Origin of the sequence: Pedobacter cryoconitis (assembly GCF_001590605.1) — a bacterium.
GTDB classification, from domain to species: Bacteria; Bacteroidota; Bacteroidia; order Sphingobacteriales; family Sphingobacteriaceae; genus Pedobacter; species Pedobacter cryoconitis_A.
On record NZ_CP014504.1, the window covers coordinates 5,388,003 to 5,408,761 of the forward strand.

Annotated in this window: 17 protein-coding genes and 1 riboswitch; of the genes, 6 read left to right on the plus strand and 11 right to left on the minus strand. The window is 40.9% G+C overall.

Features of this window, described 5'->3' with window-relative positions; all coding sequences use genetic code 11:
* Positions 1-118: 118 nt before the first annotated feature.
* Positions 119-592: a transcription elongation factor GreA gene (gene greA / locus AY601_RS22880; protein WP_068405640.1), complete on the plus strand. Its 474-nt coding sequence runs from the start codon at positions 119-121 to the stop codon at positions 590-592.
* A 9-nt stretch (positions 593-601) separates the two neighbouring features.
* Positions 602-994: an HIT family protein gene (locus tag AY601_RS22885; RefSeq protein WP_068405643.1), complete on the plus strand. Its 393-nt coding sequence runs from the start codon at positions 602-604 to the stop codon at positions 992-994.
* Positions 995-1,103: 109 nt separating this feature from the next.
* On the opposite strand, the gene AY601_RS22890 is transcribed toward AY601_RS22885, so the two are convergent.
* From AY601_RS22890 to rsgA, 3 genes are read right to left on the minus strand one after another with little or no spacing between them, the layout of a single operon-like run.
* Complete coding sequence (locus tag AY601_RS22890) at positions 1,104-1,430, minus strand: nucleotide pyrophosphohydrolase (RefSeq protein WP_068405648.1); 327 nt, start codon at positions 1,428-1,430, stop codon at positions 1,104-1,106.
* Positions 1,430-1,882, minus strand: a complete 453-nt coding sequence (dtd, locus tag AY601_RS22895; protein WP_068405652.1) for a D-aminoacyl-tRNA deacylase — start codon at positions 1,880-1,882, stop codon at positions 1,430-1,432. The genes AY601_RS22890 and dtd overlap by 1 nt, the downstream gene beginning before the upstream one ends.
* A gap of 6 nt (positions 1,883-1,888) precedes the next feature.
* On the minus strand, positions 1,889-2,809 hold the full coding sequence (gene rsgA / locus AY601_RS22900; protein WP_068405655.1) for a ribosome small subunit-dependent GTPase A: 921 nt from the start codon (positions 2,807-2,809) through the stop codon (positions 1,889-1,891).
* 386 nt (positions 2,810-3,195) lie between these two features.
* Here rsgA and thrA point away from each other — a divergent pair, with 386 nt between their 5' ends.
* The 3 genes from thrA to thrC are packed head-to-tail and all read left to right on the plus strand — an operon-like array spanning position 3,196 to position 7,897.
* Complete coding sequence (gene thrA / locus AY601_RS22905; protein WP_068405658.1) at positions 3,196-5,643, plus strand: bifunctional aspartate kinase/homoserine dehydrogenase I; 2,448 nt, start codon at positions 3,196-3,198, stop codon at positions 5,641-5,643.
* The gene (locus tag AY601_RS22910; protein WP_068405661.1) at positions 5,640-6,575 is read left to right on the plus strand and encodes a homoserine kinase; all 936 of its coding nucleotides are present in this window, start codon (positions 5,640-5,642) and stop codon (positions 6,573-6,575) included. Before thrA ends, AY601_RS22910 begins: the two co-directional genes overlap by 4 nt.
* Positions 6,576-6,586: 11 nt before the next feature.
* Complete coding sequence (gene thrC, locus AY601_RS22915; RefSeq protein ID WP_068405665.1) at positions 6,587-7,897, plus strand: threonine synthase; 1,311 nt, start codon at positions 6,587-6,589, stop codon at positions 7,895-7,897.
* Positions 7,898-8,138: 241 nt separating this feature from the next.
* Here thrC and AY601_RS22920 read toward each other — a convergent pair whose 3' ends face one another.
* From AY601_RS22920 to murQ, 7 genes are all read right to left on the minus strand, one after another.
* Complete coding sequence (locus AY601_RS22920; RefSeq protein ID WP_068405011.1) at positions 8,139-9,590, minus strand: IS1182 family transposase; 1,452 nt, start codon at positions 9,588-9,590, stop codon at positions 8,139-8,141.
* Positions 9,591-9,721: 131 nt separating this feature from the next.
* Positions 9,722-10,159: an META domain-containing protein gene (locus AY601_RS22925; protein WP_068405668.1), complete on the minus strand. Its 438-nt coding sequence runs from the start codon at positions 10,157-10,159 to the stop codon at positions 9,722-9,724.
* 74 nt (positions 10,160-10,233) lie between these two features.
* Positions 10,234-11,187, minus strand: a complete 954-nt coding sequence (gene metF, locus AY601_RS22930) for a methylenetetrahydrofolate reductase [NAD(P)H] (RefSeq protein WP_068405672.1) — start codon at positions 11,185-11,187, stop codon at positions 10,234-10,236.
* A gap of 18 nt (positions 11,188-11,205) precedes the next feature.
* Complete coding sequence (gene metH / locus AY601_RS22935; protein ID WP_068405675.1) at positions 11,206-14,865, minus strand: methionine synthase; 3,660 nt, start codon at positions 14,863-14,865, stop codon at positions 11,206-11,208.
* A gap of 117 nt (positions 14,866-14,982) precedes the next feature.
* Positions 14,983-15,092, minus strand: a riboswitch (SAM riboswitch).
* Between the two features lie 252 nt (positions 15,093-15,344).
* Positions 15,345-16,094 (minus strand): Bax inhibitor-1/YccA family protein, encoded by a 750-nt coding sequence (locus tag AY601_RS22940; RefSeq protein WP_068405679.1) that lies wholly within the window; start codon positions 16,092-16,094, stop codon positions 15,345-15,347.
* 50 nt (positions 16,095-16,144) lie between these two features.
* The gene (locus tag AY601_RS22945) at positions 16,145-16,714 is read right to left on the minus strand and encodes a hypothetical protein (protein ID WP_068405682.1); all 570 of its coding nucleotides are present in this window, start codon (positions 16,712-16,714) and stop codon (positions 16,145-16,147) included.
* Between the two features lie 7 nt (positions 16,715-16,721).
* Positions 16,722-17,528 carry an N-acetylmuramic acid 6-phosphate etherase gene (murQ, locus tag AY601_RS22950; RefSeq protein ID WP_068405685.1) on the minus strand — a complete coding sequence of 269 codons (807 nt, stop codon included), beginning with the start codon at positions 17,526-17,528 and terminating at the stop codon, positions 16,722-16,724.
* A 191-nt stretch (positions 17,529-17,719) separates the two neighbouring features.
* On the opposite strand from murQ, the gene AY601_RS22955 reads away from it, so the two are divergent.
* Positions 17,720-19,327 carry a S41 family peptidase gene (locus AY601_RS22955; RefSeq protein WP_068405688.1) on the plus strand — a complete coding sequence of 536 codons (1,608 nt, stop codon included), beginning with the start codon at positions 17,720-17,722 and terminating at the stop codon, positions 19,325-19,327.
* Between the two features lie 87 nt (positions 19,328-19,414).
* Here AY601_RS22955 and der read toward each other — a convergent pair whose 3' ends face one another.
* The gene (der, locus tag AY601_RS22960; protein ID WP_068405690.1) at positions 19,415-20,716 is read right to left on the minus strand and encodes a ribosome biogenesis GTPase Der; all 1,302 of its coding nucleotides are present in this window, start codon (positions 20,714-20,716) and stop codon (positions 19,415-19,417) included.
* Positions 20,717-20,759 lie beyond the last annotated feature (43 nt).

Below are 20,759 nucleotides of genomic sequence, written 5' to 3' on the forward strand. Positions count from 1 at the left end.
ATTTGCTTTTGTAAGAATTGCCTGTTATCTTCGTTTTAATTGAAGCAAGACTATGTGGGCTTATTGCCAGTATAGTCTTGTTTGTATTTTAAAGGTTTTACAAATAATAAATTAAGCTATGACAGAGGTAACATATTACACTCAGGAAGGGTTGGATAAGCTAAAAGAAGAAGTACATTACTTAACGACTACAGGGAGACAATTGATCTCTAAAGCTATAGCTGAAGCAAGGGATAAAGGTGATCTATCTGAAAATGCGGAGTACGATGCTGCTAAGGAAGCACAAGGTCTGCATGAAGCAAAAATATCTAAATTAAAAACTACGCTTGCATCTGCAAGATTAATTGATGAATCGAAATTAGACCTGACTAAAGTGCTGGCTTTATCGATCGTTAAAATAAAGAACTTAAAAAACGGCGCAACAATGAGCTACCAGCTGGTGGCTGAAACTGAAGCTGACCTTAAAATCGGAAAGATCTCTGTGAAATCTCCGATTGCACAAGGTTTATTAGGTAAATCGGTAGGGGACAAAACTGAGATTGAAGTTCCTGCAGGTAAAATCGAATTTGAAATATTAGAAATCACCAGATAATCATTTTATATGTCAAGTATATTTTCCAAGATCGTAGCCGGAGAAATTCCCGCACATGTAGTAGCTGAAACGACTGAATTTATGGCGTTTTTAGATGTCAGCCCTTTAGCTATGGGCCATCTGCTGGTCATCCCTAAAAAAGAAATTGATTATATATTTGATATGGACGAAGAAAGTTATTTCGGACTTACCTTATTTGCAAAGATTGTAGCAGTAGCACTAAAGAAAGCTTTTCCATGTGTAAAAGTAGGAATGGCCGTTATTGGTCTGGAAGTACCTCATGTACATATCCATTTGATCCCTATGAACGCAGTGGGAGATATGAACTTTAGTAAAGCGAAGCTGAACCCTACGCAGGAAGAGCTGCAGGAAGCAGCTCAGAAGATTAAAGCACAGTTATAAAAAGATAAAAGCCAGTTAAAAAAACAAGGACTTGGTTTCGTACTGGAATTCATGAAAAATGAATTAGGTAAGAAACCAAGTCCTTGTTTTTTTTACCAGCGCTGTTGCTTCATTTCAGTTTCTCATTATTTTTATGTCTGTCGGCATCTCTGATACTCTTTTTTACCAGGTTTTTCTCCATGGCTTCGGTCAGGTTAATACCAGTTTGGTTAGCCAGGCAAATCAGCACAAATAAGACATCGGCCATTTCATCGCCAAGGTCTACCGCTTCATCACTTTTCTTGAAAGATTGCTCACCGTATTTACGGGACATAATACGGGCTACTTCACCCACTTCTTCCATTAATATGGCCGTATTGGTCAATTCATTGAAATAACGGATCCCGGTCGTATTAATCCATTGATCAACAGTATCCTGTGCTTCCTGTATCGTCATTATTCTTTGTTTTTAGTGTCAATTAATATCGTGACCGGCCCGTCATTGAGGAGGCTGATTTTCATATCTGCCCCAAAAATCCCTGTTTGTACAGGCTTGCCTGATAAAATGCTGAGTTGTTTAATCATGGCCTCGTAAAGCGGAATAGCCTGATCTGGTCTTGCAGCTCTGGTAAATCCGGGCCTGCTCCCTTTTTTTGTCGCTGCAAATAAGGTAAATTGACTGATCAGTAAAATGTTCCCATCTATAGCCGCAAGCGATTTATTCATCAGTCCTTGTTCGTCACTAAAGATCCGGATATTAAATATTTTGGCAGCGAGCCACTCCAGATCTTCCTGTCCGTCGGCTTCTTCAACGCCCAGTAGAACGAGCAATCCGTTTGCAATGGAACCGGTTACTACATCATCTACTTGACAACTGGCCTGTGTAACTCTTTGTATAACTGCTCTCATGAATGTTTAAGCTCTGGTTTCATTGCCATGATACATGCTCAGGTAACTTTCATAGCGGCTGCTTTCAATCTCTCCGGTTTTAACGGCATCTAAAACAGCGCAGCTAGGTTCATTGATGTGACGGCAGTTGTGAAATTTACATTGATGCATCAGATTACGCATTTCTCTGAAGTAATGACTTAGTTCTTCTGGTTTAATATCATAAATACCAAGCTCTCTGATTCCCGGACTATCGATCAGGTAACCACCAAAAGGCAAGGTGTGCATTTCAGCGAAGGTTGTAGTGTGCTGTCCTTTATCGCTGGACTCAGAGATTTCACCTGTTTTGATATTACGGTCTGGTAGCAATACATTGATCAGACTTGATTTTCCGACGCCTGAGTGGCCTGAAAACAGGGTTGTTTTATCTTTTAATAAACTTTCTATCAAAGGCATATTGGTACCTTCGGTTGCAGAAACTTCATAGCAGGGATAACCCAGACTTTCATAGATGTTTTTATATTCTGCCAATACTTCAAGCCCGTCCTCATTGTATAAGTCGAGTTTATTAAAGATTAATACCGAAGGAATGCTATAAGCTTCTGCAGTGACTAAAAAGCGGTCTATAAAACCCAGTGAAGTACGGGGAGAGGCGAGTGTAACGACCAGAAAGGCTTCATCTATATTGGCCGCGATAATCTGCGCCTGTTTTGATAAGTTGATTGATTTTCTGATGATATAGTTTTTCCGGGGATGAAGCTTATAAATAACTCCATTTTCAGAATTAGGCTCCATCTCGAAGTCTACCTGATCTCCAACTGCAACAGGATTGGTGGTCTGAATTCCTTTGATCCGGAATTTCCCTTTAATCCTGCATTGATAATCACGGTCATCTTCTCCATGAACCAAATACCAGCTCCCTGTTGATTTTATTACTAGTCCTTGCATAATTTACGCAGTAAAGGTAAGTAAAAAACGGGCAGGGTGCTTTTTGAGCGCATTGAATTAATTTTTTTTCATATTCTCTTGCTTATTAGGAAAATATAACTTTACTTTAGGGTATAGCAATAGCAAAGCAATGTTGTTATGTACATATGATAAATAATTCAACACTTACATCCATTATTATTACCACCACCGGGAAAGCCGGGGGCGGGTGTATATTGGTATAATAAGAATAATAAAAAACCATAAAAAAGCGCCTTCCTTTAAACCGGAAGGCGCTTTTTTTTTTGACCTGTACCTAAAACTGCCTATGCTTGTCCGGGACTGAAATACCCGGGAGTACAGGTAAACCAATACCTATAAAACCCAATAGATTAACAATTAAAACTATGAACATTCTAAAATTCGGCGGTACTTCAGTAGGATCAGCATCAGGTATACGAACCCTGATCAGTATCCTCAAAGAAAGGGAACAGGATGATTATCCAGTAGTTGTACTTTCAGCAATGAGCGGGGTAACTAATCTGCTCCTGGCAATGGCAGAAAAAGCACAGGTGGCAGAAGAGTATACTGCAGAACTTAAAGAAATCGAAGAAAAACACTTCGAAGTCGTGAGGACCTTGCTTCCGGCAGCTGCCCAGAATCCAGTATTTACAAAGTTGAAGATTTACTTTAACGAGCTGGAAGATGTTTTGCAATCAGTTTATCATTTAAAGGAATTAAGCCCGCAAACCAAAGATTTAATTCTGAGTTTCGGAGAACGCTGTTCTGCATTTATGATCAGCCATGTGGCTAAACAGGACTTCCCGGATGCACAATGTGTAGATGGGGCTGAACTGATTAAAACTGATAGTAATTTTGGACAGGCTAAAGTAGATACGTCTTTAACAGAATTGCTGATCCAGGACTTTTATGAAGCGAATAGAGCTAAACTATTATTTGTAACTGGATTTATAGCCAGCAATACCGAAGGAAGAACCACAACTTTGGGACGCGGTGGCAGTGATTTTACAGCTGCAATATGGGGTTCTGCCCTCCATGCAAAAGAGATTGAAATCTGGACAGATGTAGATGGAATGCTGACTGCTGATCCAAGGATCGTGGAAAAGGCATTTTCTTTACCAGAGCTGAGTTATACAGAGGCTATGGAATTGTCTTATTTTGGTGCAAAAGTGATTTATCCGCCAACAATGACCCCGGCTTTTCTAAAGAAAATACCAATCGTCATCAAGAATACTTTTAATAAAGACTTCAAGGGCACTTATATCCGTCATGGCGTTAATACTTCAACTTTTCCTATCAAGGGGATTTCTTCTATTGATGAAATCAGCATCCTGAATTTATCGGGTAGCGGAATGGTTGGGAAGACTGGCTTTAGTGGCAGGTTGTTCTCTCTTTTATCCAGAGAACAGATTAACGTGGTATTGATTACGCAATCTTCTTCTGAACATAGTATCACTTTTGCAGTGAAACCTGCTGATGCTTTAAGTGCACTGGCTATCATCAGTAAAGAATTTGAACTGGAGTTACAGGCTAAAAAACTGGAATATCCGGAAGTGGAAAATGGATTGGCTGTACTGGCTATTGTGGGGGAGAATATGAAACATACCCCGGGGATGTCTGGTAAATTGTTCCATGCTTTAGGTAGAAACGGGGTCAATGTGCGTGCAATTGCACAAGGATCTTCAGAATATAATATATCGGTGATTTTATCAAAAACAGACTTGTCAAAAGCCGTAAATGCGGTGCATGAGGCATTCTTTGAAAACTTGAAGAAAACGCTGCATGTGTTTTGCCTGGGTACCGGAAACATCGGTAAAACTTTGTTCCGTCAGTTATTGGTCCAAAGTCCGTTACTAGCTCAGAACAATGACCTGGAAGTCAAGGTGATGGGCGTTAGCAATACACGGGAGATGTATTTGAGTAAAACGGCAATGAACCTGGCGGATTGGGAAAATGAGCTGAGCAAAAATGCGGAGCCGGCAGATTTAGCTTCTTTCGTGAAACAGATGAAAGCGATGAATTTGCCAAACTGTGTTTTTGTAGACAATACTGCGAGTGGTAATCCGGTTAACTTCTATCAGGAAATACTGGAGTCAAGTATCTCCCTGGTTACTTGTAATAAGATTGGAAATTCTGCCGAATATGAGCAATATGCTGCTTTTAAAAATGCTGCACGTACTTATGGGGTCGATTTTCATTATGAGACGAATGTAGGGGCAGGTCTCCCGATCATCCGTACTTTGAAAGATTTGATGTTAAGCGGAGATAATATCTTCAGCATTGAAGCGATCCTTTCGGGTACAATTTCTTTCATCTTTAATAACTTTAAAAATGACGTGCTTTTCCACGAAATTGTAAAAGAAGCACAGGATAAAGGGTATACTGAACCAGATCCGCGTGATGATTTGAATGGGAAAGATTTTATGCGCAAAATGCTGATCCTGGCAAGAGATGCGGGATATCCTTTAGAAGAAGCAGATGTGCAGTTGGAAAGTATGTTGCCACCGGCTTGTCTGGCTGCAGCGAGTGTAGCTGATTTTTACCAGGAACTGGAAAACAATGCGGCTTACTTTGAAGATTTGAAGAACAAGGCCGCAGCTGAAAATAAAGTACTGCGGTATATCGGAAAACTAGAAGAAGGAAAAGTGACTATTAATCTGCAAATGGTTGATGATACGCATCCTTTCTACATGCTTTCGGGCAGTGATAATATTATTTCTTTCACTACAGACCGTTACAAAGATCGTCCTTTAGTAATTAAAGGGCCTGGTGCAGGTGCAGAAGTGACTGCTGCTGGTGTATTTGCGGACATCATAAATGTGGGTAAGAAATGAGAGATACAGTAAAAGTTTTTGCTCCGGCAACTGTAGCGAATGTAGTGTGCGGGTTTGATGTTTTGGGTTTTGCGGTGAATGCACCGGGGGATGAAGTGGTGATGCGGGTTACAGATAAACCGGGTGTAATTATTTCTAAAATTACGGGTGATGATGGCAGGTTACCGCTTAATCCGGATAAAAATACGGTGAGTGCAAGTGTACAGGACTACCTGAAACATATTGGGCGTACCGATATTGGAATTGATATTGAATTGCATAAAAAGATGCCTATCGGAAGTGGCCTGGGTTCAAGTTCTGCGAGTACGGTGGCTGGATTGTTTGCGATTAATACTTTGTTTGACAATCAATTGAGTAATCAGGAGTTAGTCCCTTTTGCGATGAAAGGCGAGGAGCTGGCCTGCGGTTATGGGCATGCAGACAATGTAGCACCTGCTTTATTGGGTGGCTTTGTACTGGTTAGAAGCTATGAGCCATTGGATGTGATCAGTTTGCCTTTTCCACAGGATATGTGTGCGGCAATTGTTTATCCAGAGGTAGATGTACCGACTAAGGATGCGCGGCAAATGATCCGTTCTAAAGTTTTATTGAAGGATGCGGTCAAACAATGGGGAAATGTAGCTGGTTTGGTAACGGGCTTGTTTACGAATGACTATGATTTGATTGGCCGGAGTATGGTGGATGTGCTGGTGGAGCCTACACGGTCTATTCTGATCCCTGATTTTTATAAAATGAGAAGTATAGCGATGGAGATGGGCGCAGTGAGTTTTGGGATTTCCGGTTCGGGGCCTTCTGTTTTCGCGCTGACCAAAGATCAGGACACAGCACATTTAATTACACAGGCACTTCAAAAACAATTAAAATCCATTCAGATTAACAGTCTTTCATTTGTATCATCGGTGAATAAAAAAGGCCCGGTTATACTTGATTAAAAAATGCGAACATGAAATTATACAGTACGAATAACCACGACCTGAAGATAGATTTCCAATCTGCTGTTTTCAATAGTATGCCACAGGATAAAGGCTTATATATGCCTGTGGAAATCCCTGCACTTGAGCAGGATTTTATTCAGCATCTTGACCGGTACACGCTGCGTGAGATTGCTTATAAAGTGAGCTTTGCTTTGTTACAGGATGATATTCCTGCAAATGATTTAAAATCAATTATTGACGATGCCATTAATTTTGAAGCCCCTTTACATCCGCTTGATGAAGATACTTATGTGCTGGAATTGTTTCATGGGCCGTCATTGGCTTTTAAAGATTTTGGCGCCAGGTTTATGAGCAGGGTCATGGCTTATTTCCTGAAAGACAATGAGCAATTGCTGGATGTTCTGGTAGCGACTTCCGGAGATACGGGTGGTGCAGTAGCGCTGGGCTTTTTAGGCGTGCCGAATACCAGGGTAACGATTTTATATCCCAAGGGTAAAGTGAGTGAGATTCAGGAGTTACAATTGTGCAGCAATGGGCAAAATATCCGTGCGATTGAAATAGACGGGACTTTTGATGATTGTCAGCATTTGGTGAAACAGGCTTTTGCTGATGACGAGCTGAATAGTAAAAGGAGGCTTACTTCTGCAAATTCGATTAACATAGCGCGTTTAATTCCACAAACCTTTTATTATTTTAATGCAGTAGCCCAGCTTTTCAGAAAAGGTAAAAGAGAAGTGGTCTTTGCGGTGCCCAGCGGTAATTTCGGGAACATCGCTGCGGGTTTATTAGCTTATAAAATGGGCTTGCCTGTTAAACAGTTCATCGCTGCTACCAATGTGAATGACACGGTTCCGCGCTTTCTGGAAACAGGGGTTTATGAGACCAGGCCTTCAGTACAGACTTATGCAAATGCGATGGATGTAGGTGCGCCAAGCAATTGGGTGAGAATTATGGCTTTGTTTAATGAGCAGCGTGAAAGCGTGAAGGAGATGGTAAAGAGCTACCGGTATACCGATGAGCAGACCGTTCAGGCGATTGCTGATATTTACCGGCAGTTTAATTATGTGGCTTGTCCGCATACGGCTATTGCCTGGCTGGCAATACAGGAGTATCAAAAACAACAAGCTCCGGCCGATGATACTTTTGTATTCCTTTCTACAGCACATCCTTGCAAGTTCCCTGATATATTCCCTGCTGAAATTGCGGCAAAGATTGATATTCCCGAGCAGGTGAATGCACTGAGACAAAAAGAGAAGATAGCTACGGCTATGCCAGTGGATTTTGACGCTTTTAAGGCGTTTTTATTGACGGCTGAATAGGTTTTCCTGGTAAATTCTGTAAAAAAAAAGCCTGTTTAACTCAAATGAGGGCACTGAAAAAGTAGACATAAAAAGGTCTTCAAACAGAAAAGCGGATGGATAGCTCTTAAGAGTTGTTTATCCGCTTTCTTTTTTGAGACATTTCATTTTTTTATTTGATAACGAACTTTACGTTCGATATTGAGAACGGGAGCACATTGTTAGTTTTTACCAGAATATTCGTTGGATTATTATCCTTTTTTTAGAATTTGAGGATTCTTTTAAGATTAACCACGAATATCGCAAGTGCACCTTGCATTTTCATGCTTTCCAGGCCATAGGAGTTCGCTCTGTTATATCCATGAACATTTTTCAATTCACTATTTTTTGCCTCAATTTTATATCTGTGTTTTGATTTCTCCCTGAAGTACTCGCTTTGTTGGAATATTTCCTGCTCTTTATGCTCATCTGGTTTTATTGCGACCGAGTATGTCCTGCTTTTGGCGCCTGGTTTGTAGCAGCCGTCCTTTAACGGGCATACTTTGCATTTTTCGATATCAAAATAATAGGTCATTGACTGATTGCTATTATCTACCTTTTTGCCCTGCACCCGTTTGTACATAGCCAGGTGCCCTGCAGGGCAGACGAACATATCAGCGTCTTTATTATAATCAAACTTTTCTTCCTCTTTTCTGGTGCCATGGGTAATAGCAGGGTTCATCCTGGCAACTATCCTTACCTTATTGCCGTTCACATCGCTGAGCTTGAGGTTATTCTTCCCGGAATAGGCTGCATCACCTATGATTGTCTCTACCTCCATTCCATTGGCCTGGGTCTGGCTCAAAAGTTTTGGTAGTTCAGGACCATCTCCCTTTTCTGCTGAGGTAACAACAGCAGCCGTTATAATGCGCTCCTCTGTCATGGCCAAATGAGTTTTGTAACCAAAAAAACTGCTGTCGGCTGTCTTGTGGCCAACCCTGGCATCCATATCTTTAGATATTGCATAATTCTCCCGGGTATCTTCAACTGTTTCCCTCAATAGGTTTAGTTTCTCCTTTACTGCAGGAATTTCACTTAACGCTTCATCAGACTCGATAAGTTTTTGTAGTTTACTGCAGTATTCTATTTCCTTTAGGATATCATTTGATTCATTCTTCTCGGGCATCCGGGTTTTGAAATCATCATCCATTGAATAAACTGCTCTTCGCAGCAACTTTGAACGTTGCCTGAGTACCTCAACAGGTGAGTATGGGTTAGATCTTGAAAGTGAATGTGTAGCATCGACAATAATGGACCTGGATTTAATAATACCTTTTTCCAGAGCTAAAGAGACGGTTTTTCCAATCAGCAGGTTTAAAAGATCCATGTCCTTAAGACGAAGCTTTCGGAACTTGGTCAGAGAGCTTGGATTTATCACGTCCTGTTCAGGGAACATCTCTAAGAAATATTTAAAGGACATATCATAACGGGAACGCTCTACAACATCCACATCAGAAATAGTGAATATAGTTTTCAAAAGCAGGTATTTGAACATGCGCACAGGGCTCTCTGCAAGACGTCCATTATCCCGGCAATACTTTTCTAAAAGCTCATTATAGATAAAGCTGAAATCTATTAACTCATTGATCTTGCGAAGAAGGTTGTCTTTGGGAACAATCAGATCGTAGAGCCTGGAAAACTCACTAAATTGGATTTTTTGTTGTTGAAGAAGCATCTTAAAGGCAGTTCTAATACACCTTTAAAATACAAAAAAGGAGCAGAAAAACTATGCTTTCTACTCCTTTTATCCATTTTTTTCTAAGGGACTTTTTCAGTGCCCTCTGATTTATGATACAGGCTTTATAATTATTTTATCTTTTTAAACCGCATGATGGCGATATCTCCCATCATAAAATTTAGTATCGTATCTCCTTTGATGGAGTATTTATTTACTTTTTTTAAGGTTTCAAAGAAAACCGATTCTCCTTCACCCGGGCAGGCCATTTTTGTAACTGCCATGGGCTGATTGAAGTTAATGGACGTATCATCTGCATTCAGCTTTCCGGAGAAAGAGTTACAGCTGCTGTTACCGCTTACCTTTTTATCTGCAAGGTCAAAAATCAGGGTCGGCTTCTGGCCTGGGTACAAACCGTTAAAAGCAATCCTTGGGCCTGAGATATAATTCAGCTCCCAGGTTCCTCCGAGTTTGGATAAATCTGAACTTGCTTCTACCGTATTCTTTAAAGCATTACAGGAAGTTAAAGTGCCAATAACTGTAAGTACCATCAATGTCGTCCTTCTCATATCGTTCTTTGTAGAGAACGAAATATACAAAGAATCTGCCAAATATTCATCAGGAGCAGAATCTGACCTCTAAATTAGAAAACTGCGCGGGCAATTCTTTTTGTTGGTTCAGGATTACTCATGGTATAAAAATGAAGTACTGGAGCGCCAACTTTGATTAACTCTTTGCACTGCTGAATCATCCATTCGATTCCTACCTCTTTTACGTCCTTTTCATTTTTACATTCCTGTATGGCTTCTGTCAAATCTTCTGGCAGGTCGATATGGAATATTTTCGGTAAACTGATGAGTTGTTTAGAAGAAGTAATCGGTTTAAGTCCGGGAATAATGGGGACATTTATCCCATTTGCTCTGCACTGGGCAACAAAATCACAGTATTTAGCATTGTCGAAAAACATCTGGGTCACGATAAATTCTGCGCCCATATCTACTTTTTGCTTCAGGTATTTGAAGTCAGCTTTTAAGTTTGGTGCTTCAAAATGCTTTTCAGGATAGCCGGCTACACCAATACAGAAATCTGTCTGAAAGGCTGAGTGATCTTCAAAAAGATATTTTCCGTTATTCATGTCGTTAACCTGGCCTAAAAGATCAGTCGCATAAGCGTGTCCGCCGGGGGTAGGGATAAAGGTCGAATCTGCGTGTCTTGCGTCTCCACGTAAAACCAGCACGTTATCAATTCCTAAAAACTGAAGGTCAATCAGGGCGTTTTCTGTTTCTTCTTTGGTAAAGCCACCACAAATTAAATGCGGAACAGCATCTACTTTGTATTTGTTCATGATCGCAGCACAGATGGCTACGGTACCCGGACGTTTACGGTAAGAAACCTTTTCCAGCAAGCCGTTGTCATGTTGTTTATAGATATAATCTTCTCTATGGTAGGTCACATCAATAAAGGGTGGGTTAAACTCCATCAAAGGGTCTATGGCATCGTAAATATCTGTGATGCTTTTTCCTTTAACTGGCGGCAGGAGCTCAAAAGAAAACAAGGTTTTGCCCTTGGCGTTGGTGACGTGGTCGGTGATCTTCATTTAAGTTTTGTTGTGAGGTTAATAGGCTAAATTCGGACTAAGCCATCTTTCGGTATCTTCAAGTGACATGTTTTTTCTGACTGCGTATTCTTCTACCTGATCTTTGGTTATTTTCCCGAGGCCGAAGTATCTGGATTGAGGGTGTGAGAAATAAAATCCGCTGACTGCTGCGGTTGGGTACATCGCGAAGCTTTCTGTTAAGCGCAGCCCGATTTTTTGTTCTGCACCCAATAAGTCAAACAGTGTTTCTTTTTCGGTGTGGTCCGGGCATGCAGGGTAACCTGGTGCCGGACGGATACCTGCGTATTCTTCTTTGATCAGATCTTCGTTAGTCAATTGTTCGTCTTTTGCGTAGCCCCAGTAATCTTTACGGACTAATTCATGCAAGTGTTCAGCAAATGCTTCAGCCAGCCTGTCCGCCAGTGCTTTTGCCATAATACTGTTGTAATCGTCATAGTTCGCTTCAAATTCAGCCACCATTTCGTCACAGCCAATACCTGTAGTCACTGCGAAACCGCCAAAATAGTCCTGAACACCATCTTCTTTAGTTGCCACGAAATCTGATAAGGCGTAATAAGGTTCTCCGGCAACTTTCTCCGCTTGCTGACGCAGGGTATGGATAGTCACGGGGTTGCCATCCACATCTAATACGATATCATCGCCTTTGGCATGTGCCGGCCAGAAACCGATCACTGCTTTAGCGGTCAGTAATTTTTCGTCAACGATCTTTTGTAACAGTACACGGGCATCATCGTATAGTTTTTTTGCCTCTACGCCAACTGATTTGTCGTTGAATATTTTTGGATAACTGCCTCTTAATTCCCAGGTGTGGAAAAAAGGAGTCCAGTCGATATAAGGCACAAGGATTTCCAGCGGGTAATCTTCAAATGTTTTAGTCCCGAGGAATTTAGGTGCAGGAGCTACAAGGGCAGGGTCAATCGTAAATTTATCGGTCCTTGCTTCTTCAATAGATTTGAAACGTTTATCATTACGTTTATTCAAATGTGCTTCCCGGGCCTTATCATATTCCTGCCTGATATTATCAATATAACCACCGCGGGTTTCTGCGTTCATCAGGGTACTGCATACGGTCACACTTCTGGAGGCATCCAGTACGTGAATGGCAGGGCCAGAATAATTTGGCGCTATTTTTACAGCGGCATGTATTCTGGAAGTGGTTGCACCACCAATCAACAGGGGTACGGTAAAGCCTTCACGTTCCATTTCTTTGGCAAAGTGAACCATTTCATCCAGTGAAGGTGTGATCAGCCCGCTTAAACCAATAATATCTGCGTTGATTTCTTTGGCTTTTCTGATAATTTCCTGTGCAGGGACCATCACGCCTAAATCGACAATTTCAAAGTTGTTACAGGCCAATACTACGCCTACAATGTTTTTACCAATATCATGAACATCGCCTTTTACTGTGGCCAATAAGATTCTGCCTGCCGAAGAGCTTTGGTCACCATCGGGGTTGTCCAGTTTCTCCTGCTCAATAAAGGGAAGCAGGTAAGCTACGGCTTTCTTCATTACCCTGGCCGATTTTACGACCTGTGGGAGAAACATTTTTCCGGCACCGAATAAGTCACCTACGATATTCATTCCGTCCATTAACGGGCCTTCAATCACGTGAATAGGGCGGGCGTATTGTTGCCTTGCTTCTTCTACATCGGCATCCAGGTATTCAATAATACCTTTAACCAAAGAGTGGGAAAGACGGGATTCTACGGGTGCTTTTCTCCATTCTTCGTCTTTAACGAGTTCTTTTCCTTTAGATTTTACCGTTTCTGCAAAGTCTACCAGGCGTTCTGTAGCATCTTCCCGGCGGTTTAACAAAACGTCTTCTACGCGTTCCAGTAATTCGGCAGGGATAGCTTCATAAACTTCCAGCATCCCGGAATTCACAATTCCCATATCCAGTCCGGCTTTAATAGCGTGGAATAAAAAGGCAGAGTGCATGGCCTCACGTACGGTATTGTTTCCTCTGAAAGAGAAAGATATATTGGATACACCACCGCTTACTTTCGCATAGGGCAGGTTTTCTTTAATCCAGCGTGCTGCGTTGATAAAATCAACTGCATAGTTATTGTGTTCTTCTAAACCCGTGGCTACGGTTAAGATATTCGGGTCGAAAATAATATCTTCTGCCGGGAAGCCAATTTCATCTACCAGGATGTCGTAAGAACGTTTACAGATTTCTTTTCTGCGTTCAAAGTTATCTGCTTGTCCGTTTTCATCAAAGGCCATCACCACTATCGCTGCACCGTAATTCATAATCTTACGGGCACTTTCACGGAATTTATCTTCTCCTTCTTTGAGTGAAATGGAATTGACAATCCCTTTTCCCTGTAAACATTTTAAACCGTTTTCAATGACACTCCATTTAGAAGAATCGACCATGATCGGCAGTTTTGAAATATCAGGTTCTGAAGCAATCAGGTTCAGGAATTTGGTCATTGCGGCTTCAGAGTCCAGCATCCCTTCGTCCATGTTCACGTCAATGACTTGCGCCCCGCCTTCTACTTGTTGCCTGGCAACGGTGAGTGCGGCTTCGTAGTCACCACTTAAAATTAGCTTGGAGAATTTTGGGGAGCCTGTGATATTGGTTCTTTCACCAATGTTGACAAACATGCTGTCGGGCGTAATGGTTACAGGTTCCAGTCCGCTCAGGCGAAGGTAACGTGGTATTTCTGGTATTTGTCTTGGGGTAATGTTTTTGGCTTTTGCGGCAATGGCTGCAATATGCTCTGGCGTAGTGCCACAACAACCACCCACAATATTGACAAAACCATGCTGAATAAAGTCTGAAACCAATGAAGCTGTTTCGTTGGGCATTTCATCATAAGCTCCAAATTCGTTTGGTAAACCTGCATTAGGGTATGCAGATACGTAACAGGGTGCTTTGGCAGACAGCTCTTCAATATGGGGCCTCATGTCTTTTGCACCCAGTGCACAGTTAAAGCCGATGCTCAATGGGTTGGCATGAAGGATTGAATTCAGGAAAGCTTCTACAGTTTGACCGGATAGTGTTCTGCCTGATGCGTCTGTAATGGTTCCGGAAATCATAATTTCAATTTTTCGCCCGATAATTTCTTCGTATTTTTTGATAGCAAAGATTGCTGCCTTCGCATTTAAAGTATCAAAAATGGTCTCAATTAATAACAGGTCTGATCCGCCATCAACCAATCCTCTGATTTGTTTGTAGTAAGCGTCAACCAGTTCATCAAAGGTTAAGGCTCTGTATCCCGGGTCATTTACATCTGGTGAGATGGACAAGGTACGGTTAGTCGGGCCTACAGCACCTGCAACAAAGCAAACGCGGTCTGGATTTGCAGCCATGAATTCATTGACTGCTTCTTTGGCTATTTTAGCGCCTTCAAAACTCATTTCATAGTCGAGTTCTTCCATCTTATAATCCGCAAGAGAGATTCTTTGCGTACTAAAAGTATTGGTTTCAATGATATCTGTTCCTGCTTTAAGATATTCGGTATGGATAGCTTTAATGATATCAGGACGGGTAATATTCAGCAGGTCATTATTTCCTTTGACGTCGCATGGATGATTCGCAAAGCGCGCTCCTCTGAAGTCTTCTTCAGTCAGGATATAGCGTTGGATCATGGTGCCCATTGCGCCATCGATGATTAGTATTCGTTTTTTAAGCTCTTCTCTTATGCTCATTATCTGTGTTGATGGGTAGCCATTTGTCTGTATTCAAGCAACTCATGCGATGCAGTATCTTAAAGACAGAAAATTTTATATAAAGGCCTAATCAGAAATCCGGTGCCGGATCGAATTAACTTATCTTTCAGGAATAGCCGAAACTGTTCGAGTAGAATGTAGCACCTTGTAAGCACAGGTTGCTAAGACTTCGTCGGGTCTAATCCCTCCGTCTTTCTTTATAAGCTTAATACAAAAATGCAACAAAGAAAAATCATTTCCAAGCAAATAGAGTTTAAAGCATATAAAATTGCAAAAATCAGGCAAATATTGGTATGATACGGAACAATGTTCTGTGTGGTTAGCGTATTTTTCTAAGGATGTAATTGAGAATAGTATTAAAGATCAGCAAAAAAAAGCCGGCCAATGAAGTGCCGTCATGAAGTGTTTAATTTCTTGACGGCACTTCATTGGCCGGCTTTATAACCACTAATACTGGTTTATTTTCTTCCTCCGAATATTCTCAATAAGAAGATGAAGATATTCAGGAAGTCAAGGTAAAGAGATAAGGCACCCATGATCGCTAATTTCTTAGTGTCATCAACAGCCATAGTACCACCGTTTTCTTCAATACCTGCACCGATACGTTTCAGTTTTTGAACATCATAAGCAGTTAATGCAGTGAAAATCGCTACACCGAAGAAACTCATGATATAATCAAAACTTGAACTTTTCAGAAACATGTTCACTACACTGGCAATTACCAGGCCTACTACACCAATCATTAAGATTGATCCGAATTTACTTAAATCGGTGTTGGTCGTATAACCCAATACAGCCATTAAACCAAATATCCCTGCTGCTGCAGCAAAACAAGCTACTACTGAACTTGTTGTATAAATCAATAAGATGAAACTCAGACTGACACCGGTCAATACTGAATACAGAATAAATACGCCTAATAAAGCGCTGTATGATAACTTGCTTAGCCCTGCACTCATTAAAAGCACCAGTCCAAGCGGAGCAAACATAGCAACATAACCTATCATAGACATTTTACCTGTTTCCTGATTGATCAGGTAGCTTAACATTTCTGGCGTATTTGCCATGTAAACCGCAGCCAGTGTTGATAGACTCAACGCTACAAACATCCATAAAAACACGTTGGCAAAGAATTTCTTTGCAACTGATCCTGTTTGGTTTTCCACAAATACTGATTGTTGTGACCAATTATTATTGTTGTTATCCATGTTATTTTAAAATTTAATTAAATATACGAATCTATTTCTATCAGCAAAAGCTATGCCCCTAGTCTTTTTGTCAGAATTTCTTCAACTTTATGAAAGATTTGAAGTGGCTTTGCTGTCCTCCATGCCAAATCGTCAAGTTCCCCACCAAAATTGATATAGTAATCAATATTGCTGCTTCTGAATTCTTCGATTACATGCGGATTGAAATTAAGCCCGGTAATCCATCCGTCTTCCACATCCTGAAACCATTCTTCATAGTAACTGTCTTCTGAAGAGTGGAAATTAAGCACGTTTTCTCCAATGAGGATAAACTTGTTGATGCCTTCGTCGATCATCAGTTCGAGAATTTCTCTTTTCAGCAGCATAATGTCATTTCCTATGGCATCATTCCATTCGCCAATAAATTCAATGATCGCGTAATGGTGGTCATAGTCTACATACAGCACTTTAATGTAAAGTGTGTTGGATCCAAAATCATCCCATTGCGGGTGGATCAGGAAATTGTAAAGCTGCTTATCGAAATAAAACTCAGAGTATTCGGTATTGTAAAATGGTGACCGGGGGTCTTCCGCGGCTATATAGTCGTCACGCCAGCGGTAAAATGGTTCTATTTCGTGCATAATATTTTTATTTAGTACCGGCTTCCACAGCCTTTCTAACACTTCCGTAACGGATCAGCAGGTCTTCGGCTTTTTTATAATCGATCTGGAGTTCGTTCATGACCATCTGTGTACCTCTGTCAACGAGTTTATGATTCGTTAATTGCATGTCGACCATTCTGTTTCCTTTGACGCGGCCTAATCTGATCATCACTGTTGTACTGAGCATATTCAGGACTAGTTTCTGGGCAGTACCAGATTTCATCCGGGTGGATCCCGTTAAAAATTCCGGGCCTACTATAACTTCAACAGGGAAATCGCTGGCTTCGACCACAGGGCCTCCTTCATTACAGATGATACAACCGGTGAGTACACCGTTTTCTCTTGCTTTTTTTAGTCCACCTACTACGTAAGGGGTAGTTCCTGATGCGGCAAGACCAATCAGGCTATCCTTCGCATTGATCGTAAATTCCTGCAGGTCTATCCAGGCTTGGGCATCGTCGTCTTCTGCGTTTTCTACGGCGCGTCTGATCGCTTGATCTCCACCTGCAATAATTCCGACTACCTGATCAAAAGGGACGCCAAATGTAGGTGGACATTCTGAGGCGTCAACTACGCCCAGTCTGCCGCTTGTACCTGCGCCAATATAGAATAACCTGCCTCCGCTTTTCATCCGCTCTGCTACAGCAGCAGCCAGTTTCTCAATTTGCGGGATCGCCTTTTCCACTGCCATGGGAACTGTTTTATCTTCGTTATTTATACCTTTCAGAATGTCAAGCACTTCCATCTGATCAATATTATGGTACTTCGATTCTTGTTCAGTGATCCGTATCATTTTATATATTTTTTGTTAAAAATCGTCAATTTCTTTTTAACAGGGAAATATGAATGCATTTCGGGCAGATTTACAGCTGAATATTTACAAACAATTGAGGATTATAATAAAATCTTAAACAATTACAATTCTAATGGGGTTAATAGGTTAATTAACAGCGTAATTTCATAGCTTTGTGCAACTGCTATTTCATGAAACCAACTACCCGCAAAAACCTGCTTGTCGCAATCACTTACTCTGTCACATTAATAGGTGGTATGTTCTTGGGTTACAAGTTTTTAAAGGATCAGGGTTTCACTTTTCAACACAGTGTCCAGTTCGCGGATAAAAACTCAAATAAGGTAGATGAAATTATCAATCTGATCAACAGAAATTATGTGGATGAGATTAATGCGGATACTTTAAGTCACCTGGAGATTGATAGTTTATTACATCAGCTCGATCCTCATAGTGTTTATCTTCCTCCAGTCAAAGCAAATGCACAGACAGATATGCTGGAAGGCAATTTTGAAGGTATAGGTATTGAGTATTATATTCTTAAGGATACGCTGCTGGTGACAAATGTGATCAAAGATGGGCCGGCTTCGGTTGCAGGGTTAAAACTTGGAGATAAAATTCTAAAAATAGACAGTTTATTTGTCAGTGGTAAACACTTGACCAGAGATAAAATGATTGGGAAAATCAAGGGCAAAAAGGGAACTCCGGTCCAATTGGTCGTTTTGCATTCCGGATCTGCACATCCTGTGATGTTAACTATTAAAAGGGGCAGAGTCAGTGTGAGCAGTATTGATGCGGCTTATATGATCAATGCGGATGCGGGTTATATCCGGATCAGTGAATTCGGGGCAAATACGGATAAGGATTTTATAGAATCTGTAAAAACATTGAAGGCTGCGGGAATGAAAAAACTGGTACTTGATCTGCGCGATAATGGCGGAGGTTATTTAACTGCAGCTACCGGACTGGCTAATCAGCTTCTTTCGGAAAATAAACTGATTGTTTATACAGAGGGAAAACACGAACCGCGTACTGATTATATTGCCACTGGGGGAGGGGAGTTTGAAAATGGTAAACTTGCTGTGCTGATTAATGAAAATACGGCTTCTGCAAGTGAAATACTGGCAGGCGCTGTTCAGGATCTGGATAGGGGGATTATTATTGGACGCCGCTCATTTGGAAAGGGGCTGGTTCAGGAGCAGTTTCCTTTTGGGGATGGTTCTGCACTGAATCTGACTATTGCAAGGTATTACACACCTTTGGGCCGTAGTATTCAAAAGTCTTATAAAAAAGGGTACACAGCTTACCAGAATGAGATCGATGACCGTTATAATGATGGTGAGCTAACGGATAAACCTGTAGCTGCAAAAGATAGTTTAAGAAGAAATCTTGCTTTTACAACGGGTTCTGGTAAAAAAGTTTTTGCAGGTGGCGGTATTGAACCGGATATCTATGTGAAAATGGACACAACCGGGATGAATAAGTTCTATGGAACGCTTTTGACCAAAAAGGTTCTTTTTGACTATGTGTTTGATGTTTTGGCGAACCGTTATACTGCGGCTTACCTGGAGCAGAATTTAGCAAGTTTCAGTATCAGTGATACGGATTATAAGGACTTTGTGAAATTTATACAGAGCAAAAACATGGTGATTGATCCCAGGCAGCTGGCTGCTGCAAAGCCGGTTATTTATAGTGACCTGAAGGCTTTACTGTGTAAGTATCATTTAGGGGAAGCGGGCTATTATAAGGCTTTGAACTTAAATGACAGTATGGTGAAGCAGGCGATATCGAGCATGCAATAAAATTTATCCGGTATTCAAAAACCTATTTATTGAGGCATAAAAAAAGCGGTATTAAATCTAATACCGCTTGTTGATGTTTTTTAGTTTCTATTTCTGTCTGAAGTAGATCTGGATTGGTGCTCCGCTAAAGTCGAAGTTCTCACGTAATTTATTCTCTATGAAACGTTTATACGGTTCTTTGATATATTGAGGAAGGTTACAGAAGAAAGCAAACATTGGTGAGGTTGCATTGATTTGCGTCACGTATTTTACTTTAATGTATTTTCCTTTTAATGCTGGTGGCGGATATTTTTCAATGATTGGCAGCATCACATCGTTCAGTTTAGAGGTAGGGATTTTCTTTCCTCTGTTTTTGAATACTTCCAGTGCTGTTTCAACTGCTTTGAAAATACGTTGTTTACTCAATACTGAAGTAAATACAATTGGAATATCTGTGAATGGTTGTAGTTTAACACGGATTTGTTCTTCGAAAGCTTTCATAGTTTTATGATCTTTCTCTACTAAATCCCATTTGTTGACCAGAATTACAATACCTTTTTTATTCTTTTCTGCCAGGTGGAAAATATTAACGTCCTGAGACTCCAGGCCATCAACAGCGTCAATCATCAGCAATACTACATCAGCCTCTTCAAGGGCTTTAATGGTACGCATCACAGAATAAAACTCGATGTTCTCTTTTACTTTTGTTTTTTTACGAAGCCCTGCGGTGTCGATGAACATAAATTCATGTCCGAACTGATTGTAGTGAATATGGATGGAGTCGCGTGTTGTACCTGCAATTGGGGTAACTATGTTTCTATCCTGGCCCATTAAGGCATTGATCAGGGAAGATTTACCCACATTTGGTCTGCCGACAATTGTCAGCTTTGGTAAAGCATTTTCTTCGACTACGTCATCTTCAAAGTGTGAGATCACGTCATCCAGTAAGTCACCTGTACCTGAACCTGTCATGGAAGAGATTGAATAAATATCTCCAAGGCCAAATCCGTAGAATACAGCTGCATCATTTTCTAATGAAGTATTGTCTACTTTATTTACGACAATGAAAACCGGCTTTTTACTACGGCGTAATAGCTGTGCTATTTCATCATCTAAATCTGTAATTCCAGTGATTACGTCAACCATAAACAGGATAACGGAAGCTTCTTCGATCGCGATAACTACTTGTTCACGGATCGCCGCTTCAAATAGATCTTCAGAATTTGCTACATAACCTCCTGTGTCAATTACAGTAAATTGTTTGTGTGTCCATTCAGCAACGCCATAATGGCGATCGCGTGTTACACCACTGAAATCATCAACAATTGCTTTACGACTTTCTGTTAAGCGATTAAAAAGGGTAGATTTGCCTACGTTTGGTCTTCCGACGATTGCGATAATGTTACTCATGTGTTTTGTGAATTGTATTAATTATTAAGGGGTTGCAAAGGTA

What these genes read in the sequence shown, in the direction of transcription:
- greA (WP_068405640.1), top strand. Translation starts at nt 119, where the DNA reads ATGACAGAGGTAACATATTACACTCAGGAAGGGTTGGATAAGCTAAAA.
- AY601_RS22885 (WP_068405643.1), top strand. Translation starts at nt 602, where the DNA reads ATGTCAAGTATATTTTCCAAGATCGTAGCCGGAGAAATTCCCGCACAT.
- AY601_RS22890 (WP_068405648.1), bottom strand. Translation starts at nt 1,430, where the DNA reads ATGACGATACAGGAAGCACAGGATACTGTTGATCAATGGATTAATACG.
- dtd (WP_068405652.1), bottom strand. Translation starts at nt 1,882, where the DNA reads ATGAGAGCAGTTATACAAAGAGTTACACAGGCCAGTTGTCAAGTAGAT.
- rsgA (WP_068405655.1), bottom strand. Translation starts at nt 2,809, where the DNA reads ATGCAAGGACTAGTAATAAAATCAACAGGGAGCTGGTATTTGGTTCAT.
- thrA (WP_068405658.1), top strand. Translation starts at nt 3,196, where the DNA reads ATGAACATTCTAAAATTCGGCGGTACTTCAGTAGGATCAGCATCAGGT.
- AY601_RS22910 (WP_068405661.1), top strand. Translation starts at nt 5,640, where the DNA reads ATGAGAGATACAGTAAAAGTTTTTGCTCCGGCAACTGTAGCGAATGTA.
- thrC (WP_068405665.1), top strand. Translation starts at nt 6,587, where the DNA reads ATGAAATTATACAGTACGAATAACCACGACCTGAAGATAGATTTCCAA.
- AY601_RS22920 (WP_068405011.1), bottom strand. Translation starts at nt 9,590, where the DNA reads ATGCTTCTTCAACAACAAAAAATCCAATTTAGTGAGTTTTCCAGGCTC.
- AY601_RS22925 (WP_068405668.1), bottom strand. Translation starts at nt 10,159, where the DNA reads ATGAGAAGGACGACATTGATGGTACTTACAGTTATTGGCACTTTAACT.
- metF (WP_068405672.1), bottom strand. Translation starts at nt 11,187, where the DNA reads ATGAAGATCACCGACCACGTCACCAACGCCAAGGGCAAAACCTTGTTT.
- metH (WP_068405675.1), bottom strand. Translation starts at nt 14,865, where the DNA reads ATGAGCATAAGAGAAGAGCTTAAAAAACGAATACTAATCATCGATGGC.
- AY601_RS22940 (WP_068405679.1), bottom strand. Translation starts at nt 16,094, where the DNA reads ATGGATAACAACAATAATAATTGGTCACAACAATCAGTATTTGTGGAA.
- AY601_RS22945 (WP_068405682.1), bottom strand. Translation starts at nt 16,714, where the DNA reads ATGCACGAAATAGAACCATTTTACCGCTGGCGTGACGACTATATAGCC.
- murQ (WP_068405685.1), bottom strand. Translation starts at nt 17,528, where the DNA reads ATGATACGGATCACTGAACAAGAATCGAAGTACCATAATATTGATCAG.
- AY601_RS22955 (WP_068405688.1), top strand. Translation starts at nt 17,720, where the DNA reads ATGAAACCAACTACCCGCAAAAACCTGCTTGTCGCAATCACTTACTCT.
- der (WP_068405690.1), bottom strand. Translation starts at nt 20,716, where the DNA reads ATGAGTAACATTATCGCAATCGTCGGAAGACCAAACGTAGGCAAATCT.